The sequence below is a fragment of the Pseudomonas sp. GQ91 genome, assembly GCF_059758795.1.
In genome coordinates this window covers 1-18,571 of sequence record NZ_JCAXED010000008.1, presented here as the reverse complement: position 1 = coordinate 18,571, position 18,571 = coordinate 1, and the positions used below count along the sequence as shown (strand labels likewise).

Annotated in this window: 18 protein-coding genes; 6 read left to right on the top strand and 12 right to left on the bottom strand. The window is 59.7% G+C overall.

Translation table 11 applies throughout. From position 1 onward, the window contains the following. Nucleotides 1–25: 25 nt before the first annotated feature. The 4 genes from AC6CIA_RS13425 to AC6CIA_RS13410 all read right to left on the bottom strand — a co-directional run bounded on the left by AC6CIA_RS13425 (nucleotide 26) and on the right by AC6CIA_RS13410 (nucleotide 3,961). Entirely contained in the window at nucleotides 26–655 is a 630-nt protein-coding gene (locus tag AC6CIA_RS13425; RefSeq protein WP_498312647.1) for a C40 family peptidase, read from the bottom strand. Nucleotides 656–866: 211 nt separating this feature from the next. Then, nucleotides 867–1,571, bottom strand: a complete 705-nt coding sequence (gene hda / locus AC6CIA_RS13420) for a DnaA regulatory inactivator Hda (RefSeq protein WP_084379406.1) — start codon at nucleotides 1,569–1,571, stop codon at nucleotides 867–869. A gap of 216 nt (nucleotides 1,572–1,787) precedes the next feature. Beyond that, entirely contained in the window at nucleotides 1,788–2,861 is a 1,074-nt protein-coding gene (locus tag AC6CIA_RS13415; protein WP_498312644.1) for an AI-2E family transporter, read from the bottom strand. 41 nt (nucleotides 2,862–2,902) lie between these two features. Beyond that, complete coding sequence (locus tag AC6CIA_RS13410) at nucleotides 2,903–3,961, bottom strand: DUF2066 domain-containing protein (protein WP_498312642.1); 1,059 nt, start codon at nucleotides 3,959–3,961, stop codon at nucleotides 2,903–2,905. Between the two features lie 347 nt (nucleotides 3,962–4,308). Between AC6CIA_RS13410 and purM the strand changes: the two genes are divergently transcribed. The 4 genes from purM (at nucleotide 4,309) to AC6CIA_RS13390 (ending at nucleotide 7,193) form a co-directional block, all read left to right on the top strand. Then, nucleotides 4,309–5,367, top strand: a complete 1,059-nt coding sequence (gene purM, locus AC6CIA_RS13405) for a phosphoribosylformylglycinamidine cyclo-ligase (RefSeq protein WP_498312640.1) — start codon at nucleotides 4,309–4,311, stop codon at nucleotides 5,365–5,367. Next, complete coding sequence (gene purN / locus AC6CIA_RS13400) at nucleotides 5,367–6,017, top strand: phosphoribosylglycinamide formyltransferase (RefSeq protein WP_498312638.1); 651 nt, start codon at nucleotides 5,367–5,369, stop codon at nucleotides 6,015–6,017. Before purM ends, purN begins: the two co-directional genes overlap by 1 nt. A gap of 8 nt (nucleotides 6,018–6,025) precedes the next feature. Continuing rightward, nucleotides 6,026–6,739, top strand: a complete 714-nt coding sequence (locus AC6CIA_RS13395) for a DUF3108 domain-containing protein (RefSeq protein ID WP_084379411.1) — start codon at nucleotides 6,026–6,028, stop codon at nucleotides 6,737–6,739. A gap of 265 nt (nucleotides 6,740–7,004) precedes the next feature. Next, nucleotides 7,005–7,193 carry a hypothetical protein gene (locus AC6CIA_RS13390; protein WP_339528608.1) on the top strand — a complete coding sequence of 63 codons (189 nt, stop codon included), beginning with the start codon at nucleotides 7,005–7,007 and terminating at the stop codon, nucleotides 7,191–7,193. Nucleotides 7,194–7,465: 272 nt separating this feature from the next. On the opposite strand, the gene AC6CIA_RS13385 is transcribed toward AC6CIA_RS13390, so the two are convergent. The 5 genes from AC6CIA_RS13385 to cysM all read right to left on the bottom strand — a co-directional run bounded on the left by AC6CIA_RS13385 (nucleotide 7,466) and on the right by cysM (nucleotide 13,625). Further along, the gene (locus AC6CIA_RS13385; RefSeq protein ID WP_498312636.1) at nucleotides 7,466–8,011 is read right to left on the bottom strand and encodes a DUF2058 domain-containing protein; all 546 of its coding nucleotides are present in this window, start codon (nucleotides 8,009–8,011) and stop codon (nucleotides 7,466–7,468) included. A 24-nt stretch (nucleotides 8,012–8,035) separates the two neighbouring features. Then, on the bottom strand, nucleotides 8,036–8,869 hold the full coding sequence (gene mazG / locus AC6CIA_RS13380) for a nucleoside triphosphate pyrophosphohydrolase (RefSeq protein WP_498312634.1): 834 nt from the start codon (nucleotides 8,867–8,869) through the stop codon (nucleotides 8,036–8,038). Between the two features lie 153 nt (nucleotides 8,870–9,022). Beyond that, nucleotides 9,023–11,266, bottom strand: a complete 2,244-nt coding sequence (relA, locus tag AC6CIA_RS13375; RefSeq protein ID WP_498312632.1) for a GTP diphosphokinase — start codon at nucleotides 11,264–11,266, stop codon at nucleotides 9,023–9,025. Nucleotides 11,267–11,370: 104 nt separating this feature from the next. After that, a complete protein-coding gene (rlmD, locus tag AC6CIA_RS13370; RefSeq protein WP_498312630.1) occupies nucleotides 11,371–12,723 on the bottom strand; it encodes a 23S rRNA (uracil(1939)-C(5))-methyltransferase RlmD in 1,353 nt (450 codons plus the stop codon). After that, on the bottom strand, nucleotides 12,723–13,625 hold the full coding sequence (cysM, locus tag AC6CIA_RS13365) for a cysteine synthase CysM (RefSeq protein ID WP_498312628.1): 903 nt from the start codon (nucleotides 13,623–13,625) through the stop codon (nucleotides 12,723–12,725). Before cysM ends, rlmD begins: the two co-directional genes overlap by 1 nt. A gap of 256 nt (nucleotides 13,626–13,881) precedes the next feature. On the opposite strand from cysM, the gene AC6CIA_RS13360 reads away from it, so the two are divergent. Then, a complete protein-coding gene (locus AC6CIA_RS13360) occupies nucleotides 13,882–15,210 on the top strand; it encodes a glycerophosphodiester phosphodiesterase (protein WP_498312626.1) in 1,329 nt (442 codons plus the stop codon). Nucleotides 15,211–15,291: 81 nt separating this feature from the next. Here the strand turns inward: AC6CIA_RS13360 and AC6CIA_RS13355 are convergent, their stop codons facing one another. The 3 genes from AC6CIA_RS13355 to ptrR form a co-directional block, all read right to left on the bottom strand. Continuing rightward, nucleotides 15,292–15,882 (bottom strand): tRNA-uridine aminocarboxypropyltransferase, encoded by a 591-nt coding sequence (locus AC6CIA_RS13355; protein WP_498312624.1) that lies wholly within the window; start codon nucleotides 15,880–15,882, stop codon nucleotides 15,292–15,294. A 144-nt stretch (nucleotides 15,883–16,026) separates the two neighbouring features. Continuing rightward, complete coding sequence (locus AC6CIA_RS13350) at nucleotides 16,027–16,149, bottom strand: PA1414 family protein (protein WP_003210728.1); 123 nt, start codon at nucleotides 16,147–16,149, stop codon at nucleotides 16,027–16,029. 140 nt (nucleotides 16,150–16,289) lie between these two features. Further along, a complete protein-coding gene (gene ptrR, locus AC6CIA_RS13345; RefSeq protein WP_498312622.1) occupies nucleotides 16,290–17,183 on the bottom strand; it encodes a putrescine utilization regulator PtrR in 894 nt (297 codons plus the stop codon). Between the two features lie 101 nt (nucleotides 17,184–17,284). Between ptrR and AC6CIA_RS13340 the strand changes: the two genes are divergently transcribed. Beyond that, nucleotides 17,285–18,451, top strand: coding sequence for a YbfB/YjiJ family MFS transporter (locus AC6CIA_RS13340; protein WP_498312620.1), 1,167 nt, complete (start codon nucleotides 17,285–17,287; stop codon nucleotides 18,449–18,451). Nucleotides 18,452–18,571: the final 120 nt, after the last annotated feature.

Genomic DNA, 18,571 nt, shown 5'->3' with positions numbered 1-18,571 from the left:
TCAAACTTCAAGTATCACTTTAACTTTACTTGCGGGCGGTAACGGTAGCAGGGGCCATCGCCAGGGCGCGCTTGGCCTCGATGAAGGTCTTGCTCCAGTAGCTGGAGCCCAGTTTATCGACCCGCACACCACCGCTGCGGCGGCTGCTGGAGTGGATGAACTGATCATCGCCCAAGTAGATACCCGCATGGCTGACACGACCACGACCATTGGTACTGAAGAAAAGCAGATCACCCGGCTTGAGGTTGTTTCGCGCGACCAACGGCGCATCCAGGTTGATCATTTCACGCGTGGAGCGCGGCAGGTTCATGCCGGCCTCTTCACGAAACAGGTAACCAATGAAGCCGCTGCAATCAAAACCAGCTTCAGTGCTACCGCCGAAACGGTAACGGGTTCCGATCAGGGACATGCCGCGCTCAAGAATGCTATCCGCCAGGAGCGGAAGCTGATAAGGCTTGCTGTCGGAGAATTCGGCGAGTTCTTTCTCGGTTGCCAGTTCTTCTTCATAAACAGTAGAAGACTGCGCTGCGACGAACTTTGCCTGATGCTGTTGTTGCGGTTTTTGCTGCTCAGCCACTTGTAGAGGGTGGGTGGCGCAACCGAACAACAGGCTGACGAGTGCGAGAGGCACGAGGGGTGCGAAGCGCTTTAGCATGGGCACGACCGTGGCTGGTATGTAAAGAAGACGAGACTATGCCTTCTATCACATCGATTTGCAAATTCAATCGTGAACAATGTGACTTCTTGTTTGCCGCCTGACATCTAAGCCCTTGAGCCCCATTTAGACGCCTTTGCGTGGCCGGTCCGGTCCAGCGCAGGATTATTGGCGCCAGTCATTCGCGGAAAGCCTTGATTTCAAAGGGCCATCACCAACCCAGGGTTTCCTTGAGAAAGGGAATCGTCAGCTTGCGCTGGGCTTGCAACGAGGCTTGATCGAGCTGTTCGAGCAAATCGAACAAAGCACTCATGCTGCGGGTTCCGCGGGTGAGGATGAAGTGACCGACTTCATCGGTGAGGTGCAGACCGCGGCGCGAGGCACGCAATTGCAAGGCGCGCAGCTTGTCTTCATCGGACAATGGTCGCATCTGGAAAATCAGCGCCAGGGTCAGCCGCGACTTGAGATCCGCCAGTTTGACCGGCAACTCGCGAGGCGAGGTGGAAGCGGCAATCAACAACCGTCGACCGCTGTCGCGCAGACGATTGAACAGGTGGAACAGCGCTTCTTCCCAATCCGCGCGCCCTGCGACCGCTTGCAGGTCATCCAGGCAAACCAGTTCGTATTGTTCAAGGTGATCGAGGATTTCGATGCCGCGATCCAGCAACTCTGCCAGCGGCAGGTATACCGCCGACTCCCCCAACTGCTCAAAGCGAAGGCAAGCAGCCTGCAACAAGTGAGTACGCCCCACGCCGTCCTTGCCCCAGAGGTAAATCAGGCTTTCGGTCCAGCCGGCGTCGGCTTCGCAAAGCCGCTCGACATAGCCGAGTGCAGCGGCATTGGCGCCTGGGTAATAGTTGATAAAGGTAGCGTCGTCACGCAGACGCACACCTAGGGGCAACTGAATCGGTTTCATGCTGACTGAACAGTTCGAATCGAACCGTTAGTGGCCTCTGTGAAAAGTTTGCAAAGTTTATACCCGTGGTGCCGGGCGCACAATGCAACAGACCACAAGCAAAATCAAAGGTTTGCGTTAACTCGTTGGAATTTTTGGGGTTTGTTTGACGCGACGGCCAACTCCCCGACACGCATTGACAACAAACCCGGCTTCGAACCGGGCTTGTCATTGACCTTATAACTCGGGTTCATCGACACCCAGATAGGCATCCGAATCCTTGTACAGCTCATGCAGATGGCGAACCAGCACCATGATCACCGCCGCTATCGGCAGCGCCAACAGGATCCCGGTAAAACCGAACAACTCGCCGCCCGCCAGGATCGCAAAGATCACCGCCACCGGATGCAGACCGATCCGATCGCCCACCAGCAACGGCGTCAGCACCATGCCTTCGAGTGCCTGCCCGACCATGAACACCGCGACAATCCCCAGCATCGGATACAAGTCGCCGCCAAACTGGAACAGCCCCGCCACCAGCGCCGCACCGATGCCGATCACAAACCCCATGTACGGCACAATCGCCGCCAGGCCGGCGATCACACCGATCAACAGGCCCAACTCCAGGCCGATGAGCATTAATCCCGCCGCATAGATAAATCCCAAGGCCAACATGACCAGCAACTGACCACGGACGAACGCGCCAAGCACTTCATGACATTCACCCGCCAGGGACATGATGCGCTGCTCGCGATCGCGCGGCAGCAAGCTGCGGATCTTCGCCATCATGACGTCCCAATCACGCAGCAGGTAAAAAGCCACCACCGGAATCAGCACCAGGTTGGTCAACCATCCAATCAGCGCCAGGCTGGAGGCCGTTGCCTGACTGAGAATGATGCCGACGATATCGGTGGTCTGGCCCATGTGTTCACTGATACCGGCCTTGATTTTGTCGAACCTCCAGAAACCGTCGGCCAGGCCAAGCTTGGATTGCACATAAGGCAGCGCCGTGTGCTGCAGCCAATCGAGTATCTGTGGAACCAGTTCGTAGAGGCGAATCAGTTGCTTGGCCAGCATCGGTATCAGCACCAGCAATAACGCCATGACGATCAGGGTAAAAAGCGTAAACACCGCCACCACACCCCAAGTCCGCGACAGCCCGGCTCTTTCCAGGCGATCCACCACTGGATCGAACAGATAGGCAAGCAGCAAGGCCACCAGGAACGGCGTCAGAATCGAATGCAGCAGGAATACAAAAACGCACAGCAGGACGATCCCGCCAAGCCACACCCAACGACGCGTATCCGCCATAAACCGCTCCATCTCGTTTGCTTCTATAGAGGGAAGAATAGTTACCAGCGAAACCGCAACTGCGGCGTCGGCTCGACCACCGGGATCGGCGCTGGCTGGGAACCCTCGACGGCCGGCGGCTGGGCAGGTTGTGGTGCCGGCTCTTCACCAGCCGGTATTTCCTGCAACTTCGCCAGGCTGAGCTGGGTGCGCAATTGATCGGCGCTGCCGTTCACCCGATAGACAATCCGGCTGCCATCGACCCGCAGCAACTGCGCTCCGAAAGGCTCCAACAGATGTCCCAGCGCTGCATAACGCTCCAGGTTCATGCCCTGCACCTCCAGCAATTGCTCACTGGAAACCCCCGGCTTGACCGCATAGCGGGGGGCCAGACGCTCGCTGACTGCCAGCAGGACAGCATCCGCCAGGGCCGCGGTATCCGCTCCCTGCACACTGCCCTGTTCGGTTTCGTCCCCCACCCACAAGCGCCACTTGGCTTGCCATTGATCCGCGCCTTCACGGGCGTGCACCGCCAACAAGGCGTCCGCACCGTAGCGCTCGGACGCCGCCCGCAATGGCGCCGGATCGGCGCTTTCGAGATTCGGCGCAGTGGCGACAATCTGCTCATCGAGATCGCCCAACGGCAGGCGCAGCGGCAAACCGCGATGCTGGGCGGCACGACGCAACGGCTGCGCGGCAGCCTGACCATCCCCGATCAGGCTGCTGCCTTCGGTCGAGTCGCTCAGCCACCACCCGAGAATCAGCGGTCGATTGCTGCCCCACAGCGCCAGGCCCGCGCCGCGAAGCGCCCGATCAGTGCTGGCGGGGTCGAAATCGACCTGCAGGCTTTCCGGAGGGCCGGCGTCATAGCCGAACTGGCTGATGATTTGTTGCGGATCCTTGCGTATCGCGGCCAGGTCAGGGCCTTGCGCGGCCTTGGCATCGCCGGTCAGGCGAATCACCAGGGTTTCCAGGGCGCGCTGAATGGCCTGGTCCCGCTCCTCCGGGGCCTGGCTGCTGACGGGCTCCAGCACTTGATAAAGTCCATTGAGGGTTTCGGCATGACTCGCCAGGCTGACCAATGACAAACAGCCTACAAAAATGTATCGACTCAGACCCATGAAGAAAGATTCCCGAACGACAAAAAGCGGCTGAAACGCACCGCGTTAACAGGGTTTAGCAAGGCTGTGACCACAACCACCGATAAAATATTCACAACGCCTTGGCAAGTTTTCGTACTGTCATAACGCTAGCAGTTTAAAGGCTATACCTTTAATACGGGCCATTGTGGCGTCGATTAAGGTTTTTTTACCACCATATGCCTCTGCCCGTCGGCCCGAGGATGGCCGCTGTCCCTCAAGCCTGATAAAATCGCGCGCCTTCACAGACCGTCATCGGCTGGGCGTTTTCACGAAAGCCCCCGCCAGCTCGGTCGTTACCCCTGAATCCCCCCCTAAAGGCCTGGATCATGAGCAAGCAACCTTCCCTGAGCTACAAGGACGCCGGTGTAGACATCGACGCCGGTGAAGCATTGGTCGAACGCATCAAGAGCGTCGCCAAGCGCACTGCGCGCCCCGAAGTCATGGGCGGCCTGGGCGGTTTCGGCGCCCTCTGTGAGATCCCGGCCGGTTACAAGCAGCCTGTCCTGGTTTCCGGCACCGACGGTGTGGGCACCAAGCTGCGCCTGGCACTGAACCTGAACAAGCACGACAGCATCGGCATCGATCTGGTGGCCATGTGCGTCAACGATCTGGTGGTCTGCGGTGCCGAGCCGTTGTTCTTCCTGGACTACTATGCCACCGGCAAGCTCAACGTCGAGACCGCGACCCAGGTCGTGACCGGCATCGGCGCGGGCTGTGAACTCTCCGGTTGCTCGCTGGTTGGCGGTGAAACCGCTGAAATGCCAGGCATGTACGAAGGCGAAGACTACGACCTGGCCGGCTTTTGCGTCGGCGTCGTGGAAAAAGCCGAAATCATCGACGGCTCCAAGGTTACCGCTGGCGACGCCCTGCTCGCCCTGCCATCGTCCGGGCCGCACTCCAACGGTTACTCGCTGATCCGCAAGATCATCGAAGTGTCCGGCGCCGATATCGAGAACATCCAGCTCGACGGCAAACCATTGACCGATTTGCTGATGGCCCCGACCCGCATCTACGTCAAGCCGTTGCTCAAGCTGATCAAAGACACGGGCGCGGTCAAGGCGATGGCTCACATCACCGGTGGCGGCCTGCTGGACAACATCCCGCGCGTACTGCCAAAAGGCGCCCAGGCGATCGTCGACGTCGCCAGCTGGCAGCGTCCTGCCGTATTCGACTGGCTGCAAGAACAAGGCAACGTCAACGAAACCGAAATGCACCGCGTGCTGAACTGCGGCGTGGGCATGGTGATCTGCGTCGCTCAAGAGCACGTTGAAACTGCGCTGAACGTGCTGCGTGAAGCCGGCGAGCAACCATGGGTGATCGGCCAGATCGCTACCGCCGCCGAGGGCGCGGCCCAGGTTGAACTGAAGAACCTCAAGGCACACTGATGTCCCCGACCTGTGATGTCGTGGTGCTGCTCTCCGGCACCGGCAGCAACTTGCAGGCCCTGATCGACAGCACGCGCACCGGCGACAGCCCGGTGCGTATCGCTGCGGTGATTTCCAACCGCAGCGATGCCTACGGCCTGCAACGCGCCAAAGACGCGGGTATCGATACCCGTACGCTGGATCACAAGGGGTTCGACGGTCGCGAGGCTTTTGATGCGGCCTTGATCGAACTGATCGATGCGTTCGATCCCAAACTCGTGGTACTGGCTGGTTTCATGCGCATTCTCAGCGCTGATTTCGTGCGTCATTACCAGGGACGCCTGCTGAATATCCACCCTTCCCTGTTGCCCAAATACAAAGGGTTACATACTCATCAGCGCGCCCTTGAGGCCGGTGATACGGAGCATGGCTGCAGCGTACACTTCGTCACCGAGGAACTCGATGGCGGGCCTCTGGTCGTACAGGCAGTGATTCCGGTAGAGTCTGCGGACTCTGCACACACCCTTGCCCAACGGGTTCACACCCAGGAACACAGGATTTACCCGCTGGCTGTTCGCTGGTTCGCCGAGGGACGGTTGATTCTTGGCGACCAAGGTGCATTATTGGACGGTCAGTTACTTGCGGCCAGCGGCCACTTGATTCGAACCTAGGAGATTTTATGCGTCGCGCCCTGCTCTTCGCTTTTGCTCTGTTTGCCTTGCCAGCCGTGCAAGCAGCAGACCTTCAGCCCTTCTCCGCCAGCTACACTGCCGACTGGAAACAGCTGCCCATGAGCGGCACCGCTTCGCGCAGCCTGGAAAAAACCGCCAGCGGTGCCTGGAAGCTCAGCTTCAAGGCGTCGATGATGATTGCCAGCCTGACCGAAGAAAGCACGTTGACCCTGGACAAAGACACCTTTCTGCCACAGTCCTACCACTTTGAACGTGGCGGCCTCGGCAAAGCCAAGAAAGCCGACCTGGATTTCGACTGGACCACCAAAATGGTCACCGGCACTGATCGTGGCGATGCAGTGAAGATCCCGCTGAACCGTGGCATGGTCGACAAGTCCACTTACCAGTTGGCGTTGCAACACGATGTAGCCGCTGGCAAGAAGACCATGAGCTACCAGGTGGTCGATGACGGCGAAGTCGATACCTACGACTTCCGCGTGCTGGGCGCGGAGAAAGTCGATACCAAGGCTGGCCAGATCGATGCGATCAAGGTTGAGCGGGTACGTGACCCGACTCAAAGCAAGCGCACCACGGTGATGTGGTTTGCCAAGGACTGGGACCACCTGCTGGTTCGCCTGCAACAGGTCGAGACCGACGGCAAGGAATACAACATCATGCTGTTGGAAGGCACGGTCGACGGCAAGCCCGTGAAGGGCAGCTGATCGTAGAACGTTTGAAAGAGCCTCGCTGAATGCGGGGCTTTTTTTCGCCCGAAGGTTCATCACGCTCACACTGCCAACATGAAACTTTTGTCATGAAACTCAGCAACCTGCGACGCAATGTCGCAATTTACGGGGCCTGTAGAACTGTTGGCGATTCTGTAAAGGTCTGTTGCAAATCCTGGTTATTTACTCAGCAAACCCACAAACCCTATAACAAAGGCCTGCGACGCCTTGCCGCAGATCAACCAGAGATTGGAGCAAGCAGATGACTGTAAAAGTAACTGAACGCGACGATGCACATATGTCCCACGAAGCGCTGGGCCATGGGATTCACATCTGGGATGTACACCAACAAGACCTGCTGGTCGGCATGTTTCATAACGAGAGCGACGCTCAGAATTATAAGAACGAGCTGGAAACGCTTGAGATGAAACGCCAGGCACAAAGCTCCTGAACACACCCTTGTGGCGAGGGGGCTTGTCTGTGGTGAGGGGCTTGTCCTGTGGCGAGGGGTGCTTGTCCTGTGGCGAGGGGGCTTGTCCCCCGTTGGGGCGCGAAGCGGCCCTGAAAGGAGTCACTGAGTTCTTTCTGGAACAATGCGGTGTATAGCGATTGGGGCTGCTGCGCAGCCCAACGGGGGACAAGCCCCCTCGCCACAGGACAAGCACCCCTCGCCACAGGACAAGCCCCCCTCGCTACAGGACAAGCGCCCTCGCCACAAAAGGCTTACCACATCAGATCGTCAGGGATCTGGTAAGCGGCGTACGGGTCGTCTTCATCCGGCACCTGGGCTTCGCTAAGAATATTGAGTTGCACAATACGCTCCGGCGCCCGCTCCTGGATTTTCAATGCAGCTTCACGGGGAATGACTTCATAGCTGCCGCCGTGATGGACGATGGCCAGCGAGCCATTGCTCAGCTTGTTGCGCATCAGCGTGTTGACCGACAAGCGCTTGACCTTTTTGTCGTCGACGAAGTTGTAGTAATCCTCGGTGGTCAGCTTGGGTAACCGCGAACTTTCGATCAATTGCTTGACCTGCGCCGCACGAGCCTTGGCCTCGGCCTTTTCCTGCTGCTGGCGGTTGAGTTCCTGATCACGCTTGATCTTCTCGGCCTGCGCTTCCTGGGCCAGACGCTGCTGGGTGTCATCTGCCTGCGCTTGGCCTTTGTGGACCAGGCGTTGCTGCTTCTGCTTTTCTTTGCCGACCTGCTTGGCCTGCTTCTGATTGACCAGGCCTGCTTTGAGCAACTGGTCGCGAAGGGAAATGCTCATGTGCTTACTCACTTAGGCAACTGCTCAACCGCAGTTGGACAGGTTCTTTTCCTGACGTTTGGCTTCACCCCACAGGGCGTCCAACTCTTCGAGGGTGCAATCTTCCATGGGACGGCGGGTCTCGCGCAATGCCTGTTCGATAAATCGAAAGCGTCTTTCGAATTTGGCATTGGCGCCACGCAACGCGGCTTCCGGGTCGACCTTGAGGTGACGGGCCAGGTTGACCGCTGCAAACAACAGGTCACCGACTTCATCGGCAATCGCCGCAGCGTCGTTGTCCGCCATGGCTTCGAGCACTTCATCCAGCTCTTCGCGCACGTTATCCACCACCGGCAAAGCCGACGGCCAGTCGAAGCCGACCTGCCCCGCACGCTTTTGCAACTTGGCGGCGCGGGATAACGCCGGTAAAGCACTGGGTACGTCATCGAGCAGGGACAATTGCTGCGGGGCGTCGGATTTTTCCGCACGCTCCTCGGCCTTGATCTGCTCCCAACGCTCCTTGACTTGCTCCTCACTCAACTGCGGGATGTCCAGCGGCGCGTACAGATCGCCAGTGGGGAACACATGGGGATGTCGGCGAATCAGCTTGCGGGTAATGCTGTCAATCACCCCGGCAAACTCGAAGCGCCCTTCTTCCCGCGCCAACTGGCTGTAATAGACCACCTGAAACAACAGGTCGCCCAACTCACCTTGCAGGTGGTCAAAATCCCCTCGCTCAATGGCATCGGCGACTTCGTAGGCTTCTTCCAGGGTGTGCGGGACGATGCTCGCATAGGTTTGCTTGATGTCCCACGGGCAACCGTATTGCGGGTCGCGCAGGCAGCTCATCAGGTGCAGCAGGTCTTCAAGTGAATACATCTGTCTCTGTCCGCTCAAGTGGGAACGCTGAAAGCCCGATGTGGGAGCGGGCTTGTTCGCGAAAACGGTGTGTCAGCCATTGATACTTGACTGATAGTCCGCTTTCGCGAGCAAGCCCGCTCCCACATGTTCAGACCGCGTTCATCCAGTGGCTCATGGCGTGCGGTTACGCCGCGTCTCAATGATGTTCGGCAACTGCGAAATCCGCCCCAGCAACCGACCCAGCGCGTCCAACCCGGGAATCTCGATGGTCAGGGACATCAACGCCGTGTTGTCCTCCTTGTTCGAGCGGGTGTTGACCGCCAGCACGTTGATCCGCTCGTTAAGCAGCACTTGCGACACGTCGCGCAGCAGGCCCGAACGGTCGTAGGCACGGATGATGATGTCCACCGGGTAGGTCAACACCGGCACCGGCCCCCAACTGACCTGGATGATCCGCTCTGGCTCACGCCCGCCCAATTGCAACACCGAGGCACAATCCTGGCGGTGAATGCTCACCCCGCGACCTTGAGTGATGTAGCCGACAATCGCGTCTCCCGGCAATGGCTGGCAGCAGCCGGCCATTTGTGTCATCAGGTTGCCGACACCCTGGATCTGAATATCGCCGCGCTTGCCCGGCTTGTAGCCGGTGGCCTTGCGTGGAATCAGCTCCAGTTGTTCGGAACCACGCTCCGGCTCCACCAGTTGCTGGGCCAGGTTGACCAGTTGCGCCAGGCGCAGGTCGCCAGCCCCAAGGGCGGCGAACATGTCTTCGGCGATCTTCATGTTGGCCTTTTCGGCCAGCTTGTCGAAGTCCACCTGAGGCAGCCCCAGACGTCCCAGCTCGCGCTCGAGCAAGGTCTTGCCGGCGGCGACGTTCTGATCGCGGGCCTGCAACTTGAACCAATGGACGATCTTGGCCCGCGCGCGCGATGTGGTGACGTAACCCAGGTTCGGGTTCAACCAGTCGCGACTCGGCGTGCCGTGCTTGCTGGTGATGATCTCGACCTGCTCACCCGTCTGCAGGCTGTAGTTGAGCGGCACGATCCGCCCGTTGATCTTGGCGCCACGGCAGTTGTGGCCGATCTCGGTGTGGACGCGATAGGCAAAGTCCAGCGGCGTGGCGCCTTTGGGCAAATCGATCGCATGGCCGTCGGGGGTGAAGATGTAGACCCGGTCGGGTTCGATATCCACCCGCAACTGTTCGGCCAGACCGCCGATATCGCCCAGTTCCTCATGCCACTCCAGCACTTGGCGCAACCAGGAGATTTTCTCTTCGTACTGGTTGGAACCCGCCTTGACGTCGGTGCCTTTGTAGCGCCAATGCGCGCAGACGCCCAGCTCAGCCTCTTCGTGCATGGCGTGAGTACGGATCTGTACTTCCAGTACCTTGCCCTCGGGGCCGATCACCGCGGTATGCAGCGAGCGGTAGCCGTTTTCCTTGGGGTTGGCGATGTAGTCGTCGAACTCCTTGGGAATATGCCGCCACAACGTGTGAACGATACCCAGGGCGGTGTAGCAATCGCGCATTTCCGGCACCAGCACCCGAACCGCGCGCACATCGTAGATCTGGCTGAACGCCAGGCCCTTGCGTTGCATTTTGCGCCAGATGGAATAGATGTGCTTGGCCCGCCCGCTGATGTCGGCCTCGACACCGGTGGCCTGCAACTCCGAGCGCAACTGGCTCATTACATCGCTGATAAAGCGCTCACGGTCCAGCCGCCGCTCATGCAGCAGGGTGGCAATCTGTTTGTACTGGTCGGGTTCCAGGTAACGGAAGGACAAGTCCTCCAGCTCCCACTTGATATGACCGATACCCAGGCGGTGCGCCAGGGGCGCGTAGATATCGAACACTTCGCGGGCAACCCGGTTGCGCTTTTCGTCATCGGCGGTTTTCACTGCACGAATCGCGCAGGTGCGCTCGGCCAACTTGATCAGCGCGACGCGCACGTCGTCGACCATCGCCACCAGCATCTTGCGCAGGTTTTCCACCTGGCCCTGGGTGCCCAGCACCATCGTTTGGCGCGGACTGAGGCTGGCGCTGATCGCGGCCATGCGCAGCACGCCATCGATCAGCTTGGCCACCACGGCGCCGAAACGCTGGCTGACCAGCGGCAACGCAATATGTCCCTCGCGCACGCCGCGATAGAGCACCGCGGCGATCAGCGAATCCTGATCGAGCTTGAGGTCGGCGAGAATCTCGGCGATCTCGAGCCCGGTACGAAAACTGGATGTACCCTCGGCCCACAGATTCTTGGCCGCATTGTCTTGCTGTTCAGACTCACGAGCGAACTCGCAAGCTGCCTTCAAGGCTTCACGGTCCAGTGCCGGATCGACACTGACGGCATGATCCAGCCATGCCTCGAGATTGATACTGCCGTCAGTGTTGATCGGCTGGTGTGCTCTCACCTGTACCATCTTGCTTACCTTCCCTACGACGCGCCTGCAGCGCGTCAAAATCTGACCTTTGTACACAGGTCACAGGCCCTGGAAACGCAGGCCAGTCGGACTAAACGAGCGTCCTAGCTCGCTTCAAATAACGCCATCGCCTCGACATGGGCCGTTTGCGGAAACATATCGAGGATCCCGGCACGCTTTAGCCGGTAGCCTTGCTTGACCAACTCGACTGTGTCCCGCGCCAGCGTGGCTGGATTGCAGGACACATACACCAGGCGATCGGCTCCCAGAGTGGCGAGCTTGCGCACAACCTCCAGGGCACCATCGCGCGGTGGGTCCAAGAGTACCGCAGAAAAGCCCGCTTTGGCCCATTCCGCATCAGTCAAAGTCTGAGACAAGTCAGCCTGGAAAAACTGCACATTGGGCAAATTGTTACTGAGCGCATTCTGCGCCGCACGCGCCACCATCGCCTGCACACCTTCTACCGCAACGACTTCGCGTACCTGGCGGGCCAGCGGCAAGGCAAAGTTGCCCAGGCCACAAAACAGGTCCAGCACCCGCTCATCGGATTTCGGCGCCAACCACTCGAGCGCCTGGGCGACCATCGTTTCGTTGACGCCGGCATTGACCTGTACAAAGTCCCCGGGCCGATACGCCAGCTCCAGATCCCACTGTTCCAGGCGATAACCCAAGGCCTGATCCGGTGCGAAGGGTTGCGGCTCGCCTTCGCCATGCAGCCACAGTTGCGCATCATGGAACCTGCAGAATTCCTCCAGGATCACCAGGTCCGCGTCAGACAGCGGCGCCATGTGCCGCAGTAGCAAAGCCATCGACGACCCGCTGAACAATTCCACATGACCCAGCGCCTGAGGTTTGCCGAGGCGCCGCAGCATGTTCGGCAGACGTTGCATGATCGGTTGCAAGGCCTGTACCAGCACCGGGCAATCGTCGATGGCGACGATGTCCTGACTGGCGACGGCCCGGAAACCGACTTCAAGGTGCTTGGCCTTGGCGTCCCAACGCACAGCGACCCGGGCCCGGCGGCGATAGCCGAATTCCGGCCCGCTCAACGGCGCGGCCCACTCCTGGGGTTCGATACCGGCGACTCGGGACAGCTGCTCGGCCAACATGCGCTGTTTCAGGGCGAGCTGTTCGTTGTGGGGCAAGTGTTGCAGGCTGCAACCGCCACAGCGCCCCGCGTGCGCGCAAGGTGCCGGGCGCCGCAGTGCGCTGGCCTTGAACACCCGCTCGGTGCGTGCCTCGACGACTTTGCCATGGGCACCCAGCACGCGTGCCTCGACGTCTTCACCGGCCAGCGCGCCCACGACGAACCAGGTACGGCCTTCGAAGAACACAATGCCGCGCCCGTCGTTGGCCAGGCGCTCGATGCTCAGGCGCTGTTTTTTGCCCACGGGAATTTGTGGCGCCCGGCTACCGCCCGTGGGTTGGAAGCGCAGGCCTCTCTCTTGCTTGGCCATCAGTTAGGCGCGTCGAAAATGCCGGTCGACAGGTAACGGTCGCCTCGGTCACAGATGATCGCCACGATCACCGCGTTTTCAACTTCCCGGGACAGGCGCAACATCCCGGCCACGGCGCCACCGGAGGACACACCGCAGAAAATGCCTTCTTCACGGGCCAGGCGACGCGTGGTGTCCTCGGCTTCCCGCTGGGCCATATCAATAATGCGGTCCACGCGGGTCGCGTTATAGATTTTCGGCAGATACTCTTCGGGCCAACGGCGGATCCCGGGAATCGACGCGCCTTCCATAGGCTGCAAGCCAACGATCTGGATCGCCGGATTCTGCTCCTTGAGGTAGCGGGAGTTGCCCATGATGGTGCCGGTGGTGCCCATGGAGCTGACGAAGTGGGTAATCGTGCCCTGGGTCTGGCGCCAGATCTCAGGACCGGTGCCGGTGTAGTGCGCCTCGGGATTGTCACCGTTGGCAAACTGATCCAGCACTTGCCCACGGCCCTCGGCGGCCATGCGCTCGGCGAGGTCGCGCGCGCCTTCCATGCCGTCTTCCTGGGAGACCAGGACCAATTCAGCGCCATAGGCGGTCATTGCCGCCTTGCGCTCGGCGCTGCCGTTGTCGGGCATGATCAGGATCATCTTGTAACCCTTGATCGCCGCGGCCATCGCCAGGGCAATCCCGGTATTACCCGAGGTGGCCTCGATCAAGGTATCGCCGGGCTTGATCTGTCCACGCAACTCGGCGCGGGTAATCATCGACAGCGCCGGACGATCCTTGACCGAACCCGCTGGGTTGTTGCCCTCAAGCTTGAGCAGCAAAGTATTGCTGGTGTCACCCGCCATGCGTTGCAAGCGGACCAGCGGTGTGTTGCCGACGCAATCGGCGATAGTTGGGTACTGCAAGGTCATGGCGTATTCGCAATCCAGACTGCGGGGGCGCCCATCATACCGGCAAACGCCAGCGCGCCATATCACGCAAAGTGCGGTCTTTATGCGGTATGGCTATATGCAGTATGGCCATTAAGGTAGCGAACGTGCCTGCGGACATATCCTCTTGCGAGGAACCAACGCCTACAGAGGCTCCACTCAACGATGGGCATGCAATGGACCACGAGTGATAACCCCAGATCCTACCTGTTCAATCCCGGGACACGGTAATCCGCGTATGCACGCCCTTCACTCAGCAAGGACATTTTCTGTTTTAAAAGGAAATCCTGTGTATAGCCTCAATACCTCGTCCGACCTCAGCCCTTGCACGACCACGTCTTTCTTCCGACAGCCCGTCGAATCCACGCTCGGCACAGAGAGTTGCCTGACCCGCCTGGCCCCGTTGGAAGTAAGACAGATGCTGCAGGCCAGAGCGCACAGCGAACTGCTGAAGGAGCGTACCGGACACCGGTTGATGCTCGTGGCCCACCGCGGCACCGGCCCCACCAGCGTGTTCGGTTCAACCTTTCCTGACAGGTTCCAGCCGGAAAACAGCCTGCAAGCCATCAAGGCAGCCATCCTCCAGGGTGCCGATGCGATCGAGATTGATATTTTCAGATCCAGGGACGGCAAAGTCATGGTCACCCATGACGATGAAATCTGGCGCAATGCGTACAACGCTGACCGCAGCGGGTCCAGGCTGCCGGCGAACGAAACCAGGGCGACCTACCTGGTCGGACAGAAGACTGCCGATGAGCTCAGACAAATCCCGATTGGACCCCATGGCGAAACAACACCGATGTTGTCCGAAGTGATCGCGCTGGTGAACGACGCCAATCAGACACTGACGCGCTATGGCAAACAGCCGGTCATCCTCAACATAGAGCTCAAAGACGCCACCGCCGTGACCTCAATGCTCGACCTGGTTGCCGAAGGCAAGGGACAGACGGATAAGCTCACCCCTGAAAACATCATTTTCTGCTCCTTCAAACATAAGGCGCTCAAGGAGCTGAAAGCCGAAGCCGAACGACGAGGCCTGAGCGGGATAAACATTGCTCCGGGTATCAAGACCGCCGACCTGTTCGGCAAGCAGAACATGAAAGAGGACTTCTCTCTGAAAGATCCAAACGCCACCTATCAAAACAACGCGATGGAAAATTTGCGAGCGCTCGTGGAAGGGAACGGGTTTCAAGGTTATGACGGCATTCTGTGGGATTTACGCACGCCCATCGTCGACCTCGCGGCATCAGGAAACAAGGCGATTCATGCCTCCACCTCGGACTTCAGGCAGTACAGTGACAATCGGGATTTTTCCCTGGTGCTGCTTGAGTTGAGCAAGCGCGTCGAGACTTTTTTCAAATGCGATAACGTTGACGACGCAAGAAAGGTATTGCTCGAATCCAGCATTCTATTGAAGGGGGTTGGCCTCCAGATGATGCACAAGACACTCCCGGACGGCAGTGACAGCTTTTACCTTTACCGTCCAGGCGATCAGCAAGACAACAGTGAAATCCTCAAAACCGGTGCTCGAAAAGCTATTGCCTATTCGCGCTTGGTTTCTGCGTAACGACCACGATTTTCCAGGCAAATAACCGAGGATGGCGAGTCGATCGTGCTGGCGCTTAGACGATCGACCCACTGGCGGGCCTCACGCATGATTTTTCTGAAAAGTCTCTTCCCCCATCGCCGCAATCTGCCCCTCGATCAGCGCTTCGAACGGCCGCAGCAACGGCTCGAATGAGGCCGGCGCCTCCAGCACCTGCAGCGCTTGCACAATCGCCTCCACCGTCGACAATGCTCCCGGCCCTGGCGCCTTGCGCAGTCGATAGCGGGATACGGCGCCCGTGGCCAGGGTCACTCTGGGCAACGCCGCGAGCAAGGGATTGAGGTGGAGCTGTTTACGCGCCTTACGCCAAGTGCCGTCCGGGACCACCAACAGCAGCGGCGCATCGGATGCCGTGTAAGCCTGTAGCGGCTGCGCCTCGTCGGCGGGAAACAGCAAGCGGGCCTGATACCCCGGCGGATGCAACAGCGCCTGCAAATCCTCGAACACCTCACCCACCACCAACTGTGCGTTCACCAACCCCAAGGCGGCGAGGCGCGCAGTGTTGAGCGCATGCCTGACCTCACTCGGATGCTGCAGCAACAGGACGCGGGTACGACTGTCGAGGCTCGGGATCAGCGAGCACAGACAGCGAGTGGCCGGCCGCAGGCAGCGCGGGCATTGGGGTCTGGACATAGGGTTCTCGAATCGGGTCGGGGTTGAGCGGGGCGTGAAGCAATCGCGGAAGCAGCCCGCTGACACAGCCGATTCGGCAATGATGCAGAGACGAGATATCCGCTGACCGCGCTCAAACACCGATGTTTGAGCGCTTTCCGGGACTTACCTGCGACGCGGACGGCGCTGCTCGTCATCGGTGCGGATGGGCACCGGTTGCAGCGGAGGCTCGATCAAGCCAAGTGCGACGCCGAGGTCATGCAGCCAGTTTTGCAGTTTCTCTTTCATGGTTGCCCCCTTTGAGGGTAGTGCTGAGCGACTGGAGTTCTGTGGCCGCTTCCTACAGATAATAGTACTAAGTCTCTCGTAATGCTTGCTTGAAACCACAACGAACTATTACTGAATTGATACAACGCCTGACGAACCGATCAAGCACTCACCCGCATATCCTGTACAGGCTGTATCTCGCGCTTTTGCTGCAGGTCAATCCACGCATTGAGATTAGCCCCAAGCATGCCCTTGCGCCACATCAGCCAGGTGGTGGCGTGGGCGAACGGTTCGGCCAAGGGATGCACCGAAACGCTGTCTTTGCCCGGCAGGCTGTCGAGCATCGATTCGGACATCAGCGCCACGCCGGAGCCGGCAATGACACACGCCAACATGCCTTGGTAGGACTCAATCTCGATGGCGCGCCCCATGGCGACACGGTCGTGTGAAAACCAGGCTTCCAGGCGCGCCCGATAGGAGCAACTGCGTCGGAAGGTGAACACCGAGCGCCCGGCCACATCCTGCGGCCCCCGGACCGGCGGATGGTCGGCCTCGCAAATCAACAGCAGGCGCTCTTCGCATAACGGCACACCGTCCAGCGTCGCCAGCGACAGCGGACCGTCAACCAAGGCAGCATCCAAACGCCCGGTGATCAGCCCTTCGAGCAATTCGCCACTGGGGGCCGACTGCACTTGCAGGTTCACCATCGGATAGGCCTTGTGATAGCACGCCAGCAACTTCGGCAAGTGGATCGCCGCCGTGCTGTACATGCTGCCCAGCACAAAATCCCCGGCCGGTTGCCCGCCCTGAACGGCGCCATGCGCCTCCTCATGCAGGGCGAGCAGGCGCGTACTGTAGTCGAGCAACACCTTGCCGGCCGGAGACAGTTGCAGGCGCTGGCGTTCGCGCACAAACAACTCGACGCCCAATTGCGCCTCCATTTGCTTGAGCCGGGTCGACAGGTTCGACGGTACCCGGTGCAGACGCTCCGCAGCGCGGGTGATGGAACCTTCCTCGGCAATCGCCTGGAAAATGCGCAGTTGGCTGAACTCCATGATCTTCTCCTAACATGAACAACTTCCTCAGCATTATTCAATTTTACTGAAAGCTAATCCACCTTAGCCTGAGAACCATCACTTCTCGCAGGAATTCGCTCATGTCTCCCGGTATTCGCTTACTCGCCTGTTTTATCGCGCTGATGATGGCCATGGGCATCGGCCGCTTCGCCCTCACCCCACAGATGCCCCATTTGATCGGTGAAGGGCAGATCGACTTGACCGATGCTGGGCTGATCGCGGCGGCCAATTACCTGGGGTATTTCGTCGGTGCGGTGGATTCGATGTTCGCCCGCGGCCATCAGCATGTGCGCGGGCGAATGCTCGGCGGCTTGTGGCTGTGCGTGTTGCTGACCTTGGCGTCGTTCTGGGCCGAAGGATTCTGGGCACATCTGCTATTGCGCTTTGGTACAGGCGTGGCCAGTGCCTGGGCGCTGGTGATGATCACCGGTGTGAGCCAACCGCTGGCCATAGCCGCGGGACGACCACGATGGGGTGCATTGGTATTTGCCGGGCCTGGATTGGGGATTCTTCTGACAGGATTATTGGCATTGGGCTCCAACCTGCTGGGACAAAACTCCGCCACCCTGTGGTTGGTATACGGCCTGGTGGCGCTGCTGATGTTGCTGGCGATTTTGCCGTTCCTGCCACGTCCTACGGTGAGCACCGTACCATCGGCCACGGCAGACAGGCGTGCCAATGGCAGCATCGCGCACCTGGGCTGGATTTATGTGCTCTATGGTTTGGGTTACATCATTCCGGCGACCTTTCTCTCGCAAATGGCCAGCGCCCAGTTCAAGGGCGCCTGGCAAGCGGATCTGTTCTGGCCATGCTTCGGCCTGGCTGCGGCGCTCGGCGTGTGGCTGGTCAGCCTGCGCAAACCAGATCCCGACACAACAGGTTATTGGCTGATGGCAACCTTGTGGGTGCAAGCAGCCGGCGTTTTCGCCTGCTTGCTGGGCAATGCCACGGGATTGGCGTTGGGTGTCTTGCTGTGCGGGTTGCCGTTCCTGGCGTGCATGCAACTGGTCATGCAGCGTTTGCGCGAAGTTGCGCCCCACGGCACGCAACGCAGCACCGGCCTGCTGACCGCCTGTTTTGCCGTGGGCCAACTGAGCGGGCCGTTGCTGGCGTCGTTGAGCAGCCACCTCAGCGGCGGCTTGCAACCCGCATTGCTATTCGCCGCCAGCGGCCTGTTGCTGGCCGGCAGCCTGTTGCTACGCCCCCAGCGCGCGGTAACTGCGGGCAAAAACTGCGTCAGCCAGTAACGCGGCACATCTTCCACTCCCCAGCAGGGCAGACAACAGTCCGGAAGCCCCCGCCGTGGCGCGTATAATGTTCAGTCCAAGAGTGTCTGGCCCCCCATTCCGTGGCGAGGGGGCTTGTCT